The organism is Arthrobacter rhizophilus, assembly GCF_026241105.1.
Lineage (GTDB): Bacteria > Actinomycetota > Actinomycetes > Actinomycetales > Micrococcaceae > Arthrobacter.
Genome location: NZ_JAPFFT010000001.1, coordinates 18,227 through 33,948 on the forward strand (window position 1 = coordinate 18,227; position 15,722 = coordinate 33,948).

Here is a 15,722-nt window from a genome sequence, read left to right on the forward strand (position 1 = left end):
CGAGACGATTGAGGGGGAGCGATGGCGGACACGACCAGCGCGAGGAAACCATTCGATGTATGGGCCCCATTTGCGGGGTCTGTCACTCTGCTTGCGGCAGGCCAGCGCCACGAGATGCGGCCGCACGACGGCGGAGCCACCGGTTGGTGGACGGCGGACGTCCCGCAAGGGGTCGGGATGGATTACGGCTACCTCGTGGACGGCGAGGGGCCTTTTTCCGACCCGAGGTCGAAGCGGCAACCGGAGGGCGTCCACGGCTTGTCCCGCACCTTCGACGCCGCCTCCTATACCTGGAACGACGCCGAATGGCCAGGCCGCGGGATCGGCGGCGCCGTCATCTATGAGCTCCACCTTGGGACCTTTACCCCGGAGGGCACACTGGACGCGGCGGTGGAAAAACTCGATTACCTCGTTGAATTGGGAGTCGACTTTGTAGAGCTTCTGCCCGTCAATGCCTTCAACGGTACCCATAACTGGGGGTACGACGGCGTGCTGTGGTTCGCGGTCCATGAAGCCTACGGAGGACCGGAGGCCTACCAGCGATTTGTTGACGCCGCGCACGCTGCGGGACTCGGCGTGATTCAGGACGTGGTCTACAACCATCTGGGGCCCAGCGGGAACTATCTGCCGAAGTTTGGCCCGTATTTGAAGTCCGGGGAGGGCAACACCTGGGGCGATTCAGTGAATCTGGACGGATCCGGCTCCGACGAAGTCCGTCAATATATTCTTGACAATGCCGAAATGTGGTTGAGCGATTTCCACGTTGACGGACTGCGTCTCGACGCTGTGCACGCCCTCCGTGACGATCGTGCCGTGCATATCCTGGAGGACCTGGCCAGCCTTGCGGATGGGATCGAAGCTGAAACCGGTGTCCCCAAGACACTGATTGCCGAATCGGATCTAAACAACCCGCGCTTGATCTACCGCAGGGACGCCAACGGCTACGGGCTGGAAGGCCAGTGGAGCGACGACTTCCACCACGCGGTTCATGTGAACCTCACCGGTGAGACTGCCGGGTACTACGCGGATTTCGATTCCTTGGCCGCCTTGGCCAAAGTCCTTGAGCACGGTTTCTTCCACGACGGGAGCTACTCAAGCTTCCGCGGAAGGCACCATGGCAGGCCCATCCGCCCGGGTCTGGTCCATCCTGCCGCGTTGGTGGTGTGCAGCCAGAACCACGACCAAATCGGCAACCGAGCCGCCGGCGACCGCCTGAGTGCGAGCCTGTCTTACGGCAGGTTGGCGCTGGCCGCCGTCCTGACCATGACGTCCCCGTTCACGCCGATGCTGTTCATGGGGGAAGAGTTCGGCGCGTCCACGCCTTGGCAGTTCTTCACGTCGCATCCCGAGGAATGGCTGGCTAAGGCAACGGCAGAGGGCCGGCTCAAGGAATTCGAACGGATGGGCTGGGACCCTGCACTGGTCCCCAACCCGCAGGACCCGGAAACATTCAGCCGTTCCAAGCTCAAATGGGAGGAAATCCACGACGGCGATCATGCTCGGCTCCTGGAACTCTATCGAGCCTTGGCGAACCTCAGGCGCTCGACGCCGGAGCTTGCCGCCGGCGGATTCACCGACACGCATGTTAACTTCAGCGAAGAGGACCGGTGGCTGGTTCTCAGCCGTGGCGTCGTGAGGGTCGCCTGCAACTTTGGGACGCAGCCTTTGACGAGGAACATGGACGGTGACCTTTTGCTCGCCACGGACCCCTCGTCCGCCGTCAGGAACGGGAAGCTGACAATCCCGGGGGAGAGCGCCGCCGTCGTGCGCTTGGGGTGACCTTGACCACATGACGGACGCCGCAGTTCCGGCCCAGGAACGGGTGGCAGGATGGTGGGTATGACTTATTCGGCAGCGGAAAACCGCTATGAAACCATGCCCTACCGCCGCGTCGGACGCAGCGGCCTCAAACTTCCTGCCATCTCGTTGGGACTTTGGCACAACTTCGGCGATGACAAGCGTTTCGAGGAACAGCGCGCCATCCTGCGCCGGGCCTTCGATCTCGGGGTGAACCACTTCGACCTTGCCAACAACTATGGTCCGCCGGACGGTGCGGCTGAAACGAACTTCGGCCGCCACCTGAAGGACGACTTCAAGCCGTACCGCGACGAACTCGTCATTTCGACCAAGGCCGGTTACTACATGTGGCCCGGCCCCTACGGTGAATGGGGTTCCCGCAAGTACCTGCTCTCCAGCCTGGACCAGTCGCTTCAGCGCATGGGACTGGACTATGTGGACATCTTCTACAGCCACCGTCCCGATCCCGAAACGCCGCTGGAAGAAACCATGGGCGCGTTGGACCACGCCGTCCGTTCCGGCAAGGCCCTCTATGCGGGTATCTCTTCCTACACTCCGGAGCAGACTCTTGAGGCGGCCAGGATCCTCAAGGAGATGGGCACGCCGCTGCTCATCCACCAGCCCAGCTACTCCATGCTCAATCGGTGGACCGAGAACGGCAGTCCCAACCTGTACGAGGCACTTGACCAGGTAGGCGCCGGCTCAATCGCTTTCTCCCCGCTGGCACAGGGGATGCTCACCAACCGGTACCTGAACGGAATCCCGGCGGACTCACGCGCGGCCAAGGAACGGTTCTTGTCAGAAGCCGCACTGACGGAGGAAAAGCTGAGCCGGGTGCGTGGTTTGAACGCGATCGCCGATGGACGGGGCCAGACCCTCGCCCAGATGGCTATCGCCTGGATCCTGCGCGAGCAGCCCAAGGGTTCACCTGTGACCTCGGCTTTGGTGGGCGCGTCAAGTGTCGCGCAGTTGGAGGACACCGTGTCTGCGATCAACAACCTCGACTTCACCTCAGAGGAACTGACTGCGATTGACGAGTTCGCCGTCGAATCCGACATCAATCTGTGGGCACAGAGGTAGATTAGGAAAACTTAACAGAAGAACGGGGCCGGCCGGGAACAAAGCCGGCCCCGTTCAGGTTGGCTACAATGCAAAGAGCGCCGAACGGCGCTGTGCCTTTAAGACGCCGTCGTACATTCAGGTACAGACGCGCCAGGCACCTGAGGTTAGTGCTCAAAGGAGTTCCGTGTCTTCACATCCGATTCGTGTCGCCATTGTCGGTGTAGGTAACTGCGCCGCTTCGCTGGTCCAAGGTGTCCACTACTATCGCGATGCCGACCCCCAGGCCACGATTCCGGGTCTGATGCATGTTGAGTTCGGCAAGTACCACGTAAACGATGTCCAATTCGTCGCTGCTTTCGATGTCGACAGCAAGAAGGTCGGCCTGGACCTTGCAGACGCCATCGGCGCCAGCGAGAACAACACCATCAAGATTGCCGATGTCCCTTCTACTGGCGTGACCGTGCAGCGTGGCCACACCCTGGACGGCCTGGGCAAGTACTACCGCGAGACCATCGTCGAGGCTCCGGAAGAGGCAGTGGACATCGTCGCCGCACTGCGCGAAACCAAGGCCGACGTCATGGTCTGCTACCTGCCGGTTGGTTCCGAGGAAGCCGCGCACTTCTACGCGCAGTGCGCCATCGACGCTGGTGTTGCCTTCGTCAATGCTTTGCCCGTGTTCATTGCGGGCACCAAGGAATGGGCTGACAAGTTCACTGCCGCGGGTGTTCCGATCGTTGGCGATGACATCAAGAGCCAGATCGGCGCCACCATCACGCACCGTGTCATGGCCAAGCTCTTCGAAGACCGCGGCGTCACCCTGGACCGCACGTACCAGCTGAACGTCGGCGGCAACATGGACTTCAAGAACATGCTGGAACGTGACCGCCTGGAGTCCAAGAAGATCTCCAAGACCCAGGCCGTGACCTCCAATGTCGAGGCCAAGCTCCACGCAGACGACGTCCACATCGGCCCGTCCGACTACGTCGCCTGGCTCGACGACCGCAAATGGGCGTTTGTCCGCCTCGAAGGCCGCAACTTTGGCGATGCTCCGGTATCGCTGGAGTACAAGCTTGAGGTTTGGGACTCCCCGAACTCCGCCGGCGTGATCATCGACGCCATCCGCGCCGCCAAGATCGGCCTGGACCGTGGTATCGGCGGCCCGCTGCTCTCGGCTTCCAGCTACTTCATGAAGTCCCCGCCCGAGCAGTTCAACGACGACCTCGCCCGCGATAAGGTCGAGGCCTTCATCCGCGGCGACGTCGAACGTTAACCTCCCGCCCGACGCTCGCTCACTTCTGTCGGGTTTTTGACGGACGCTCGCTCACTTCTAAAGTGGGCGAGCGCCTGTCGTTTAACGCTCACTCACCTTGGGTGCGTCGTGCCGATGCTCGCCCACTACACGGCGTTTGTAAAGCCAGATGCGACGGCGGGATCCACCCAGGCTGATCGCAGCGCCTTCTTGATCTTCTTGGTTGCCAATTCGAAACCATCTGCCAAATCGTCCTTGCGGAACACGAGCACAGTCCATCCGGCGTCTTCGAAGGCTTTGTCCCGGCGTCGATCGCTCAGTGACTGTGTCTCCACGAGGTGATGGCCGCCGTCGTACTGAATGGCGACCCGCCTTTGACGGAAGCCCAAATCCGCCGACGGCGAGAATGGACCGGCATCCCGCAGCCTGATTTGAAGCTCGGGTTCGGGGATTCCCGCGTCTTGCATGGCCAAGCGAAGCAAGGACTCTGGCGCAGAATCCGCCCCCACGCGCATCAGCGCCAGCGCCTGCCGGGCACGCACCACGCCTTGCAAATTCGGATGCCGCCCCACTAGGGCACGCAGCTCTTCAATGGTCGCGAACGGAGCGTCTCGCCCTTCCAAGGACTGCCGAGGGACGCGAATCAGCTCGTCGCCCATGGAGACGAGGTCGTTCAACGGCAGCAGCCTTGCCATGTCCAACCAGGTACGAGACCGCGTGCTGATCCGGATTCCGTCAGCGACCTCAACCTCGTCCCCGGCAGCGATCACGGTATGGCCGATCACGCCTTTGCGGCGAACCCCGGGCAATGACCGGGGCTTGCTGAGATGCAGCTCAGTCGAGTCCGAGAGCCAGGGTGGAAGGCAGGAACAGCGAAGGCGGGCCGCCGTCACATGGGAGATCCAGGCGCCCGGCGTCGCGGCCGACAATACGCGGGCGGCTGACTCAAGATCGAAGTCCCAGCCGGCCGGGCGATAAAGGCCGCGGCTGACGCTTTCGATGTCGGCACGGAGGAGGCGGCCGCGCGGGACACCCTGGGCTTGAGCCTCGGCGAGCGTGAACGGTCGTGAAAATAGTTCAACGGGAAGGGCAAACTCGTTTCGCATACCCGCATTGTTACTCAAACGGCCGGGTGCCCGCAGAAGTTATCCACAGGCTCGGGATTCGGTCGATGGATGGGCATAGGGACGAGGCAAGAGTGCGCGAGCGTTTCCCGAATCGGCGTCATAGGTGAGCGGGCGTCTCAGACAAAGGCGTCATAGGTGAGCGGGCGTTAGAAGAGGCCCACCGGATTGCCGTGCTCATCCACGTCCATGCGCATCGCGGCCGGCTCCTTAGGTAATCCCGGCATCGTCATGACCGCACCGGTGAGCGCGACAATGAATCCCGCCCCGGTCTTGGGGATCAGCTCTCGCACGTGCACCGTGAAACCCTTGGGGGCGCCCAACTGCGAGGCATCGTCGGTGAATGAATACTGCGTCTTTGCCATGCAAACCGGCATTCCACTCCAGCCATTCTTCCGGATGTCCGCCAAGCGCCTGAGCGCAGGGACCGAGAACTCCACCCCGTCGGCACCATAGATTTCCTGCACGATCGTGCGGATCTTGTCCTCCACGGACAGGCTCAGAGGATACAAATGCCGGAAGTCCGACGGCGTTGCTGCCGCCACCGCCGCGGCGACCTTCGCCGCGAGCTCGTCACCGCCGTCGCCCCCTCCACCCCGACCCCAGACATCGGCTACCGCAGCCTGCACTCCCTCCCGGGCGCACCAGGCCAGCAGCCATTCGAGCTCTTCCGACGTATCGGTGGCGAACTTGTTGATCGCGATAACCGGTGTGACGCCGAACTTCTCGACATTGTGCACGTGCCGTTTGAGGTTCTCGACGCCGGCCGCGAGCGCCTCGACGTTCGGCTCCGTGAGCAGTTCCTTCGGGACGCCGCCTTGCATCTTGAGCGCCCTGATAGTCGCCACGACGACGACGGCGGAGGGCGCCACGTCTGCGATGCGAGCCTTGATGTCCATGTACTTTTCGGCGCCAAGATCGGCACCGAATCCAGCTTCCGTGACCACGATGTCTGCGAGCTGTTGGGCCGTTCGCGTGGCAATGAGCGAGTTGCAGCCATGAGCGATGTTGGCGAACGGGCCTCCGTGGACCAGCGCAGGGGTTCCCGCGATGGTCTGCACGAGGTTCGGTTTGATGGCGTCCTTGAGCAGCATCGTCAGTGCGCCCTGGACCCCCAGATCGGCCACGCTGACTGGAAGCCGATCGTAGCTGTATCCGAAAGTGATCCGGCCCAGGCGCTCGCGGAGATCGTCCAGATCCGTGGCGAGGCAAAAGACGGCCATGATCTCGGAAGCCACGGTGATGTCGAAACCGTCCTGCCGCGGTACACCTTGAGCAGGGCCGCCCAAGCCGATGATGACCTCCCGGAGGGATCGGTCATTCATATCGAGGACCCGCTTGAAGGTCATGCGACGGGGATCGATGTTGAGCTCGTTGCCTTGGAAGATGTGGTTGTCCACGAGCGCCATGAGGGCGTTGTTGGCCGAGGTGATCGCGTGGAAGTCGCCTGTGAAATGCAGGTTGATCTCGTCCATCGGAAGAACCTGGGAGTAGCCGCCACCGGTCGCTCCTCCCTTCATGCCCAGGATCGGACCAAGGGACGGTTCGCGCAGTGCGATCATCACCCGGTGACCGGCCCGTGCCAAGGAATCGGCGAGGCCCACCGTCGTGGTGGACTTTCCCTCACCTGCCGGAGTCGGGGACATGGCCGAAACGAGGACTATCTTGCCAGCGCGCTTGGCTTCAGGGAGATGCAGCTTGGCGGGATCGACTTTCGCTTTGAACCGACCGTAAAGCTCCAGGGCATCGACATTGATCCCGGCCCGCTCCGCGATCTCCTCGATGGGACGTATGGCTGCGTTCTGGGCAATTTCAAGGTCGCTCAAGATCCTGTTTTCAGACATCTTTGTCCTCAGCTCTGTACGGAATACTGTGCGCGACAATCTATCAGGCGAGTCCCCATAGGTGAGCGAGGGTTTGGAGGATGGGGCTAATAGGTGAGCGGGCGTCGTCGGGATTGCCGATATAGGTGAGCGGGCGTTTAGCTTGGGCGGACCAGGACGGCGCCGATGGCCGCTTGGTAGCTCTCAAGAGCAATGGCCGCCGTCCTCTGCCAGCCGAAGGCTTCCGCATGTACGGCAGCCGCGCGGCCCATGTCTTCCCGGGTGCGGGAATCGTCGTACAAGGCTTCGATGACGTCGGCCCAGCGAGACGGATCGTGGCCGTCCACCAAAATACCTGTCCGCCCATCCGCAATGGCTCGGGACAGCCCGCCCACGTTGGCGGCCACCACCGGGGTGCCGCATGCCTGGGCCTCAAGTGCAACAAGCCCAAACGATTCGCTGAAGGAGGGCATCACCACGACGTCGGCCGAGCGGAACCAGGCCGCCAGCTTCGGGGCCTTGACCGGCGCCCGGTGGGTTACGACGTCTTCGAGTCCCGCGGCCGCAATGAAGGACTGCAGGTTGAAGTCCTTGGCACCGCTTAGTGCGCCCAGGATGGTCAGCTCAAGGTCGATATCGGGCCGCCGCTTGCGGAGGACTCCGGCGGCTTCGATGAAGACCTGCGGACCCTTGAGCCGTTGGATGCGTCCGGCGAACAGGAGGTGGAAACTGCCGGGCCGCACGCCGAGCTCGGCACGGGACCGGGCCCGGAACGCCGGAGTGAACACGGTGAGGTCAACGCCTGGGGGTGCGACGTCGATGTGGTCGAAATCGGCGTCGTAATGCGATACCAGTTCCTGGGCCTCGGCTGGGGTGTTGGCTACGAGGCGCGTTGCCCCCTCCACGATCCTGTGCTCTCCGTCTTCCCGCAGTCGCGGTTCGGGGCGTTCGCCGGATTGCAGCACGAGGTTCTTGACCTTGGCCATGGTGTGCATCGTATGGATCAGCGGTACGTTCCACAGCGCCGAGAGTTCCAGACCGGCCACACCGGACACCCAGTAGTGCGAATGGATGGCGTCGTAGCGGCCGTGCGGCTGCCGTTGCCGGATCCTCTCGATTTCGGCAACCATGGTGTGGAGGAGCTCGGGAAGCTCCTCTTTGGGCAGCTTCCGGGGCGGCCCCGCCAAGACGTTGTGGACGCAGACACCGGGACCGGGGTGTTCGACGGCGGGTTGCTCGGTGGACGTTGAACGCGTGAAAATCTCTACTTCCACGCCGAGATCGGCCAGCGCCATGGCCAGGGCCCGGACGTAGACATTCATGCCGCCGGCATCGCCGGAACCGGGCTGTTCCATAGGGGAGGTGTGGAGGGACAGGAACGCCACGCGACGGATCATCGACACGGCCTACCTCCTGTACCCAACGATCAATTCAACAAGTTCTGCGAGGCGCAACCTTCCTGCGCCTCAGCGAAAACACTACTCCTGACATCCGAGGCGTCGCAGCCCGGCCAACACGCTGGACAGTGCGCCAGCGCAGCCCGGCCAGCACGGTGACCAGCGCACCAACGCAAATTGGCTGCTACCGTAACGGGCGTGAGCCAATCAAACAGCGAAGCAGCAACGGCACCAGCCGCAAAATACGAGATCCGGCCGGCGCAGGCAAGCGACTGGCCGGGGATCTGGGCTGTTCTTGAACCCGTGATCCGTGCGGGGGAGACCTTCACCTGGGATCGGGACACGTCCGAAGAAACGGCGCGGAGCAAATGGTTCAAGGAAGCTCCCGGCCAAACTTTTGTGGCGGTGCGCGACGGCGAGGTGCTGGGTACCGGTGAACTGCACGCCAACCAGGGCGGCGGAGGAAGCCACGTGGCCAACGCCGGCTACATGGTCCACGCCAATCACGGAGGGCAGGGCATCGCACGAGCACTTTGTGCCTATTCTTTGGCTGCCGCCCGGGACTCCGGGTTCAAGGCTATGCAGTTCAACGCCGTCGTCGAGAGCAACGTCCGCGCGGTGGGCCTGTGGCAGTCCATGGGCTTCCGCATCCTGGCGACTATTCCCGGGGCCTTCCAGCACCCAGCCCTTGGCTATGTAGGCCTGCACGTCATGTACCAGGAGCTCTAGGGCCCAAGCCGTGATCAGGGGAGGACCCGCCCTCCGAAGGCTATGCACATACGTGACTGCGGCGTAGTCTGCGGTGCATGGACGCAACGCCCAGGGCTGGATTCGATCCCCTCGCCGCCATCCGCGGAGATGCGAACGGCGCAGGGGATGATTCCGGCTGCGACCTCCTTCTGACGGGCACCGTCTTCCAGGACATCATCTTCACCGGACTGGACCATAGTCCGGAACCGGGGACAGAGGTGTGGAGCCAAGGCATGGGCACATGCCCCGGCGGCGTGGCCAACCAAGCCATCGCGGCCGCACGGCTTGGGCTGAGGACGAGCCTGGCGGCGGCCTTCGGAGATGACGGGTACGGGGACTTCAACTGGCGGATCCTCGAGAGCCAGGAGCACGTGGATCTCTCCCTCTCGAGGAGGTTTGAGGGCTGGCATTCCCCGGTCACCGTTTCCTTGTGCCTCGATCACGATCGTTCCATGGTCACTCACGGACACCCCGCGCCCATGAGCGCATCCGAATTGATTGGCGAGCCTCCCAGGGCGCTAGCCGCCGTCGCGGATCTGGGCGAGGAACCAGAGCCCTGGATGCTTGCGGCGAGCAAAGCCGGCGTCAAACTCTTCGGCGACGCAGGATGGGACCCCACTGGGCAATGGTCGTCGAAGCGGCTTGACCAGCTCAGCAATTTCCACGCCTTCATGCCCAACCAGCGGGAAGCGATGGCCTTCACCGGCAAGGACAATCCGTGGTCTGCGCTTTATGCGCTCGCCGACCGCGTTCCAGTGGCCGTAGTGACGCTCGGAGCCCAAGGGGCTATGGCTGTGGATTCCGAAACCGGTGAGGAGGAATGGGTGCCGTCCCTTCCGGTGACGGCATACGACCCCACGGGTGCAGGTGACTGCTTCGGCGCGTCGTTCGTTGTGGGCTGCCTGGCGGGGTGGCCCTTGGGGGACAGGCTCCGCTTCGCCAACCTTTGCGCCGCGTTGGCGGTACAGGAGGTGGGAGGCTCGTTGGCTGCTCCCGGCTGGGGTGACATCGCCGATTGGTGGCAGCGGGCCAACGCCCGGCGGGAGCGGCAGTCCAGCCAATGGCTCAAACGGTTCGCGTTCCTGGAAGACATTGTCCGTGACGTGCCGCCCGGAGCGCAGCGGCGTGCATCGGCCACTATCGCCCACAACTCCGACGCCTGAGCTGCGCTGACCTCCGGGCAATCCCTGTGCCGCGGCGGCACTAGAATCGTGAGGTGACTTACGAAGCAGCTGCCAGTTTCGAGCCCGCGACGAAATCGGGTTCGGCAACGGTCCTCGAACGATCAGCCGTCATCGACTTGGACGCTGTCCGGCACAATGTGCGCCAATTCGTGGCTATCGCGTCGCCCGCCAACGTCATGGCCGTGGTCAAGGCCGATGCCTACGGACATGGAGCCATCCAGGTGGCACGCGCGGCCCTGGACGCCGGTGCCCGCTGGCTCGGCGTCGCCCATATTTCGGAGGCGCTGGCGCTCCGCGCCGCAGGAATCGACGCACCCCTGCTGGCGTGGTTGCACACCACCGAAAGCAACTTCCAGGCGGCAGTTGCCGCCGGCGTCGACGTCGGGATTTCCGGCTGGGAACTGGACGCCGTGGTCGCTGCGGCACGCGAACAGGAACGTCCGGCCCGCATTCACTTGAAGGTGGACACAGGCTTGGGGCGCAATGGCTCCACGATCGACCAATGGGACAAATTGGTGGGCCAGGCCATGGAATACCAGGACGAAGGCCTCCTCCGCGTAGTGGGGATCTTCTCTCATTTGGCTGTCGCCGATGAACCCCACCGCCCGGAAACCGATGAGCAATTGGCGGCCTTCCGGGAAGCGATCGCCGTGGCCGAGGACGCCGGGGTGGACACGGAAGTGCGGCATTTGGCCAACACGCCGGCCACGCTTTCCCGCCCGGACGCCCACTTCGACCTCGTCCGCGTGGGGCTCGGACTCTACGGACTGTCCCCTTTCGAAGGTCAAAGCTCCGCGGAGTTGGGCCTCCGACCCGCCATGACCGTCCGCACCCTTGTCTCCAACTGCAAACGAGTGCCCGAGGGTCAAGGCGTGTCTTACGGACTCAATTATCGGACTTCCAGCGAGAGCACCCTGGGCCTCATCCCGCTCGGCTACGCCGACGGCGTGCCGCGCATCGCCACCGGCGGCCCGGTGCGCGTCAACGGAGTCAACTACCCCGTTGTCGGGCGGATTGCCATGGACCAGATGGTCATTGACCTCGGGAATGTGGGTGCTGAGGCAGCGAGTTTGCTGGGTGCTGAAGCCGTCATGTTTGGCGATGGCGCCGACGGTGGCCCGACGGCGGACGACTGGGCGGCCGCGGCGGGCACCAACAACTACGAGATCGTCACCCGCATCAGCCCCCGGGTCCCGCGGATCTACATTAATGAGGCTCCGGGAGCGGATGCCCGGTGAGCGCGACACCCGTGAGTGAGGCAATCTGGGAGCGCGCCGTCACGGTCGCGACGGCGGAGCAGACACACGCCTTGGGCTCGGCACTCGGTGGGGTGCTTGAGCGGGGGGACCTGCTGGTCCTGACAGGCGAACTCGGCGCAGGCAAGACCACCTTCACACAGGGACTCGGCGAAGGCCTGGGCGTCCGCGCCGGAGTCATCTCACCCACGTTCGTCTTGGTGCGCATCCACCCCAACCTGCCCAACGGTCCGCGACCCGGCGGTCCTGATCTGGTGCACGTGGATGCCTACCGGCTTGCCTCTGCAGCGGAGATCGACGACATCGACCTCGAAAACACCATGGACAGCTCGGTGACGGTGGTCGAGTGGGGGCGCGAGCGCGTGGAACACCTTTCGGACAGCCGCCTGGACATCGAGATGCATCGGACCGTCGGTGGCTCGGATGTGGCGGTCGCCACCCCGGAAGCGGGCCAGGATGCCGTGCTGGACTTCGACCCCGAGGACGACGACGAACCACGCACCATCGTTTTCCGCGGCTTTGGCCCACGGTGGAGCGCCGCCCCCGAAATACTGGAGAACGCCTGATGTTGATCCTGGCCATTGATACTTCGGCCGTGGCGAGCGCTGCGCTCATCTCGGACGATGCCCTGGAGGGCGTGGTGGAATCCTTCGCTACCGAAGACACCCGCAGCCACGCCGAGGTCCTGGCGCCTGGCATTGAGAACCTCCTGAGCGACGCCGGTGTCACCGGGGCAGACATCGACCTCATCGTCACCGGCGTCGGCCCTGGGCCGTTCACGGGGCTCCGTTCGGGGATCGCGACCGCCCGCACGTTGGCCTTTGCCTGGAACAAACCACTATTCGGTCTCATGAGCCTCCACGCAATCGCTTTGGAAGTGGCAGAGTCCACCGAGGCGCAGGCCGAGTTCCTCGTGGCGACGGATGCCCGTCGCAAGGAGGTCTACTGGGCGCGCTACACGCTCAATGAAGGCCAGCTCCCCGAACTCGTGGACGGTCCACATGTGGGCTTCGCCTCGGAGTTGCCCGATCTTCCCGTCTTCGGGGCCGGCGGCGGCATCTACGCGGACGTCGTCAACGCGAACGAGGAATTCAGCACCACCCAACCCGACGCCGCCTCACTGGGCCAGTTCGCCATGGCCCTGATCGCGGCCGGCGAAAAGCTGCCGGACTCCACGCCCTTGTACCTGCGGGAATCGGATGCCCAAGTGCCTGGTCCCAGGAAGCGTGCCCTGTGAGTACCTCACACCAGTTCAAACTCGATGGCGTCACCTTGCGTGACATGACCGCTGACGACGTCACCGCCGTCGAGGTGCTGGAACGCCGGTTATTCCCGGTGGATGCCTGGCCGATGCAGATGTTCTTCGATGAACTTGCCCAGGTGGATACCCGCCGCTACGTAGTGGCCGAAGCCGGCGGGCAGATTGTGGCCTACGCCGGCCTCATGTGTATCGAGCGAATCGCAGATGTGCAGACGATCGCCGTCGTGCCCGAATTCGAAGGCAGGGGGATCGGCTCCGTTATCCTCACCGAACTCATTGAGGAGTCCCGAGGGCGCGGCGCGACCGAAGTTCTTCTCGAGGTCCGCGCCGACAATCCCCGCGCCCAGGCCTTGTACGCGCGGTTCGGCTTCGAGCAGATCCACGTGCGGCGGCGCTACTACCGTGACGGTACGGACGCCCTCATCATGAGGCTGACATTGACTGAAGGAATCCCGGCGTGAACCTGCCCAGCCATGTGAACCACTCCAACTCCGTCCAGCCGCTGGTGCTGGGGATCGAGTCCTCCTGCGACGAAACCGGCGTCGGGATTGTCCGGGGCACGAGCTTGCTCACCAACACAGTGTCCTCCTCGATGGATGAGCATGTCCGTTTTGGCGGTGTCATTCCGGAGATCGCTTCCCGTGCGCACTTGGATGCTTTCGTCCCCACGCTGCAGGAGGCCCTGCACGAGGCGGGGGTGACGCTGGACGACATCGATGCGATCGCCGTGACCTCAGGGCCTGGTTTGGCAGGTGCGCTCATGGTGGGTGTCTGCGCTGCGAAGGCCCTCGCTGTTGCTACGGGCAAGCCGCTCTATGCCATCAACCACCTGGTGGCACACGTCGGCGTCGGTCTCCTTGACGGAAACGTGGCCGGGGCCGCGGGCGGCAAAGCTGGACTCGGCGCTGCGGGACTCGGTGCCGGTGGTCGGCTGCCGGAGAACCTCGGTGCGTTGCTGGTTTCCGGCGGCCACACGGAAATCCTGCGTATCCGCAGCATCACCGACGACGTCGAGATGCTGGGATCCACCATCGACGACGCTGCGGGGGAGGCTTACGACAAAGTGGCCAGGCTGCTGGGCCTTGGCTACCCCGGCGGGCCGGCCATCGACAAACTCGCCAAGCAGGGCAACGCAAAGGCCATCCGCTTCCCGCGCGGCTTGACCCAACCCAAGTACATGGGAACCGTCGAGGAGCCGGGACCGCATCGTTACGATTGGTCCTTCAGCGGGCTCAAGACCGCCGTCGCACGCTGCGTAGAGCAGTTCGAAGCGCGCGGCGAGGACGTCCCCGTGGCCGATATCGCCGCCGCATTCCAGGAAGCAGTGGTGGACGTCATCACATCGAAGGCTGTGTTGGCCTGCAAGGAGAATGGCATCACGGATCTCCTGCTCGGCGGTGGCGTTGCAGCCAACTCCCGGCTCCGCGAACTGACAGGGCAGCGGTGCAGCTCAGCGGGGATCACGTTGCACGTACCGCCGTTGTCGCTGTGCACCGACAACGGCGCCATGGTTGCGGCCTTGGGCTCGCAGCTCATCATGGCGGGAATCGGTCCAAGCGGCGTCGCTTTTGCTCCGGATTCTTCCCTGCCGGTGACTACGGTTTCGGTGTAGACGCCGGAATCCGGTCCGTAGGCTCGGCGGTCGGAACGGACCGCATTTGCTGTACGAGGTCCTGGACAACGGCATGCAGATCGCCGTCGTGCTGGGCAGCGACGCGGCGTTGGCGCTGGTAGCCCGCCCCGCGGGTGATGATCTTTTCGACGTCGGCCAGTTCCTCCGAGCAGCCGAGCTTTTCCGCGACGGGCGCCAGCCGGAGGAGGGTTTCCCTAAGGTGATCGGTGACAAGCTGCTCATTGCCTTCGGCATCGAGGATGATGATCGCCTCCATGCCGTAGCGGGCCGCCCGCCATTTGTTTTCCTGGATATGCCATGGCGGCATGGTGGGAATGCTGCCGCCCTTATCGAGGATCGTGGAGAACTCGTCCACCAAGCACTGGGTTAGGGCGGCAACAGCGCCGACTTCCTCAAGAGTGGCCAGGCCATCGCAAATGCGCATCTCGATGGTGCCCAAATTCGGTACGGGACGGATATCCCAGCGTATTTCGGACAGGGTGTCGATCACGCCTGTGGTGAACATGTCCTGGACATAGGACTCATATTCAGCCCAGCTGGGGAACTGGAAAGGCAAGCCTGCCGTGGGCAGCTGTTGGAACATGAGGGCGCGTTGTGACGCGTAGCCGGTGTCTTCGCCGCCCCAGAACGGGCTTGAGGCGGATAAGGCCTGGAAATGGGGGAAGTAGTTGACCAACCCGTCGAGGATGGGGAGCGCCTTGTCCCTCCGGTCCAGTCCGACGTGCACGTGTACCCCGTAGATGACCATTTGCCGTCCCCACCATTGTGTGCGATCGATCAGTTTGGCATAGCGTTCTTTGTCCGAGACCGGCTGAAGTTGCGGGGGGCTGAAAGGATGGCTGCCGGCGCAGAAAAGCTCCACACCCATGGGGTCCGTAACCTCCCTGACGGCCCGCAGCGACCGGGCCAGGTCTTCCTTGGCTTCCTTCACGGTGTTGCACACGCCAGTGACAAGTTCCACGGTGTTCAGGAGCAATTCCCGCTTGATGTGCGGATGCTCGTCGTCTTCGTTCAGGTCCGGATGCCGGGATGCCACGCCGCGGAGGACCTCATTCGCGACCGAGACCAATTCGCCGGTGCGTGCGTTGACGAGCGCCAGCTCCCATTCCACCCCAAGTGTCGACTGCCTGGATGGAGCGAAATCAATCTGCACGTGGGTCCCCTCGGTATATGCCTAATCGCTCTG

At 63.5% G+C, this 15,722-nt stretch carries 14 protein-coding genes; 10 read left to right on the top strand and 4 right to left on the bottom strand.

What is annotated here, in order from left to right; all coding sequences use genetic code 11:
• Positions 1–21: 21 nt before the first annotated feature.
• The 3 genes from treZ to OOZ51_RS00085 all read left to right on the top strand — a co-directional run bounded on the left by treZ (position 22) and on the right by OOZ51_RS00085 (position 4,129).
• Positions 22–1,779, top strand: coding sequence for a malto-oligosyltrehalose trehalohydrolase (treZ, locus tag OOZ51_RS00075; RefSeq protein ID WP_265976853.1), 1,758 nt, complete (start codon positions 22–24; stop codon positions 1,777–1,779).
• Between the two features lie 60 nt (positions 1,780–1,839).
• A complete protein-coding gene (gene mgrA, locus OOZ51_RS00080; RefSeq protein WP_265976854.1) occupies positions 1,840–2,877 on the top strand; it encodes an L-glyceraldehyde 3-phosphate reductase in 1,038 nt (345 codons plus the stop codon).
• 166 nt (positions 2,878–3,043) lie between these two features.
• Positions 3,044–4,129, top strand: coding sequence for an inositol-3-phosphate synthase (locus OOZ51_RS00085; protein ID WP_265976855.1), 1,086 nt, complete (start codon positions 3,044–3,046; stop codon positions 4,127–4,129).
• A gap of 125 nt (positions 4,130–4,254) precedes the next feature.
• Here OOZ51_RS00085 and OOZ51_RS00090 read toward each other — a convergent pair whose 3' ends face one another.
• The 3 genes from OOZ51_RS00090 to mshA all read right to left on the bottom strand — a co-directional run bounded on the left by OOZ51_RS00090 (position 4,255) and on the right by mshA (position 8,458).
• Complete coding sequence (locus OOZ51_RS00090; protein WP_265976856.1) at positions 4,255–5,214, bottom strand: DUF559 domain-containing protein; 960 nt, start codon at positions 5,212–5,214, stop codon at positions 4,255–4,257.
• 167 nt (positions 5,215–5,381) lie between these two features.
• Entirely contained in the window at positions 5,382–7,076 is a 1,695-nt protein-coding gene (locus OOZ51_RS00095; RefSeq protein ID WP_265976857.1) for a formate--tetrahydrofolate ligase, read from the bottom strand.
• A gap of 137 nt (positions 7,077–7,213) precedes the next feature.
• Positions 7,214–8,458, bottom strand: a complete 1,245-nt coding sequence (gene mshA, locus OOZ51_RS00100; protein ID WP_265976858.1) for a D-inositol-3-phosphate glycosyltransferase — start codon at positions 8,456–8,458, stop codon at positions 7,214–7,216.
• Positions 8,459–8,650: 192 nt separating this feature from the next.
• Between mshA and OOZ51_RS00105 the strand changes: the two genes are divergently transcribed.
• The 7 genes from OOZ51_RS00105 (at position 8,651) to tsaD (ending at position 14,515) form a co-directional block, all read left to right on the top strand.
• Positions 8,651–9,181 carry a GNAT family N-acetyltransferase gene (locus OOZ51_RS00105; protein ID WP_265976859.1) on the top strand — a complete coding sequence of 177 codons (531 nt, stop codon included), beginning with the start codon at positions 8,651–8,653 and terminating at the stop codon, positions 9,179–9,181.
• Positions 9,182–9,258: 77 nt separating this feature from the next.
• Complete coding sequence (locus OOZ51_RS00110; protein WP_265976860.1) at positions 9,259–10,365, top strand: PfkB family carbohydrate kinase; 1,107 nt, start codon at positions 9,259–9,261, stop codon at positions 10,363–10,365.
• A 53-nt stretch (positions 10,366–10,418) separates the two neighbouring features.
• The gene (alr, locus tag OOZ51_RS00115) at positions 10,419–11,624 is read left to right on the top strand and encodes an alanine racemase (RefSeq protein WP_265976861.1); all 1,206 of its coding nucleotides are present in this window, start codon (positions 10,419–10,421) and stop codon (positions 11,622–11,624) included.
• A gap of 11 nt (positions 11,625–11,635) precedes the next feature.
• Positions 11,636–12,208 (top strand): tRNA (adenosine(37)-N6)-threonylcarbamoyltransferase complex ATPase subunit type 1 TsaE, encoded by a 573-nt coding sequence (gene tsaE / locus OOZ51_RS00120; RefSeq protein ID WP_265976862.1) that lies wholly within the window; start codon positions 11,636–11,638, stop codon positions 12,206–12,208.
• The gene (gene tsaB / locus OOZ51_RS00125) at positions 12,208–12,879 is read left to right on the top strand and encodes a tRNA (adenosine(37)-N6)-threonylcarbamoyltransferase complex dimerization subunit type 1 TsaB (RefSeq protein WP_265976863.1); all 672 of its coding nucleotides are present in this window, start codon (positions 12,208–12,210) and stop codon (positions 12,877–12,879) included. Before tsaE ends, tsaB begins: the two co-directional genes overlap by 1 nt.
• A 44-nt stretch (positions 12,880–12,923) precedes the next feature.
• The gene (gene rimI, locus OOZ51_RS00130) at positions 12,924–13,364 is read left to right on the top strand and encodes a ribosomal protein S18-alanine N-acetyltransferase (protein WP_416346335.1); all 441 of its coding nucleotides are present in this window, start codon (positions 12,924–12,926) and stop codon (positions 13,362–13,364) included.
• Entirely contained in the window at positions 13,361–14,515 is a 1,155-nt protein-coding gene (tsaD, locus tag OOZ51_RS00135) for a tRNA (adenosine(37)-N6)-threonylcarbamoyltransferase complex transferase subunit TsaD (RefSeq protein ID WP_265976865.1), read from the top strand. Before rimI ends, tsaD begins: the two co-directional genes overlap by 4 nt.
• Here the strand turns inward: tsaD and OOZ51_RS00140 are convergent.
• Positions 14,499–15,689: a glutamate--cysteine ligase gene (locus OOZ51_RS00140; RefSeq protein ID WP_265976866.1), complete on the bottom strand. Its 1,191-nt coding sequence runs from the start codon at positions 15,687–15,689 to the stop codon at positions 14,499–14,501. The two genes, tsaD and OOZ51_RS00140, sit on opposite strands and share 17 nt — an antisense overlap.
• Between the last annotated feature and the right edge of the window lie 33 nt (positions 15,690–15,722).

Coding starts and splice junctions, on each gene's coding strand:
- treZ (WP_265976853.1), top strand. CDS start 22: ATGGCGGACACGACCAGCGCGAGGAAACCATTCGATGTATGGGCCCCA.
- OOZ51_RS00095 (WP_265976857.1), bottom strand. CDS start 7,076: ATGTCTGAAAACAGGATCTTGAGCGACCTTGAAATTGCCCAGAACGCA.
- OOZ51_RS00090 (WP_265976856.1), bottom strand. CDS start 5,214: ATGCGAAACGAGTTTGCCCTTCCCGTTGAACTATTTTCACGACCGTTC.
- rimI (WP_416346335.1), top strand. CDS start 12,924: ATGACCGCTGACGACGTCACCGCCGTCGAGGTGCTGGAACGCCGGTTA.
- mgrA (WP_265976854.1), top strand. CDS start 1,840: ATGACTTATTCGGCAGCGGAAAACCGCTATGAAACCATGCCCTACCGC.
- OOZ51_RS00110 (WP_265976860.1), top strand. CDS start 9,259: ATGGACGCAACGCCCAGGGCTGGATTCGATCCCCTCGCCGCCATCCGC.
- tsaB (WP_265976863.1), top strand. CDS start 12,208: ATGTTGATCCTGGCCATTGATACTTCGGCCGTGGCGAGCGCTGCGCTC.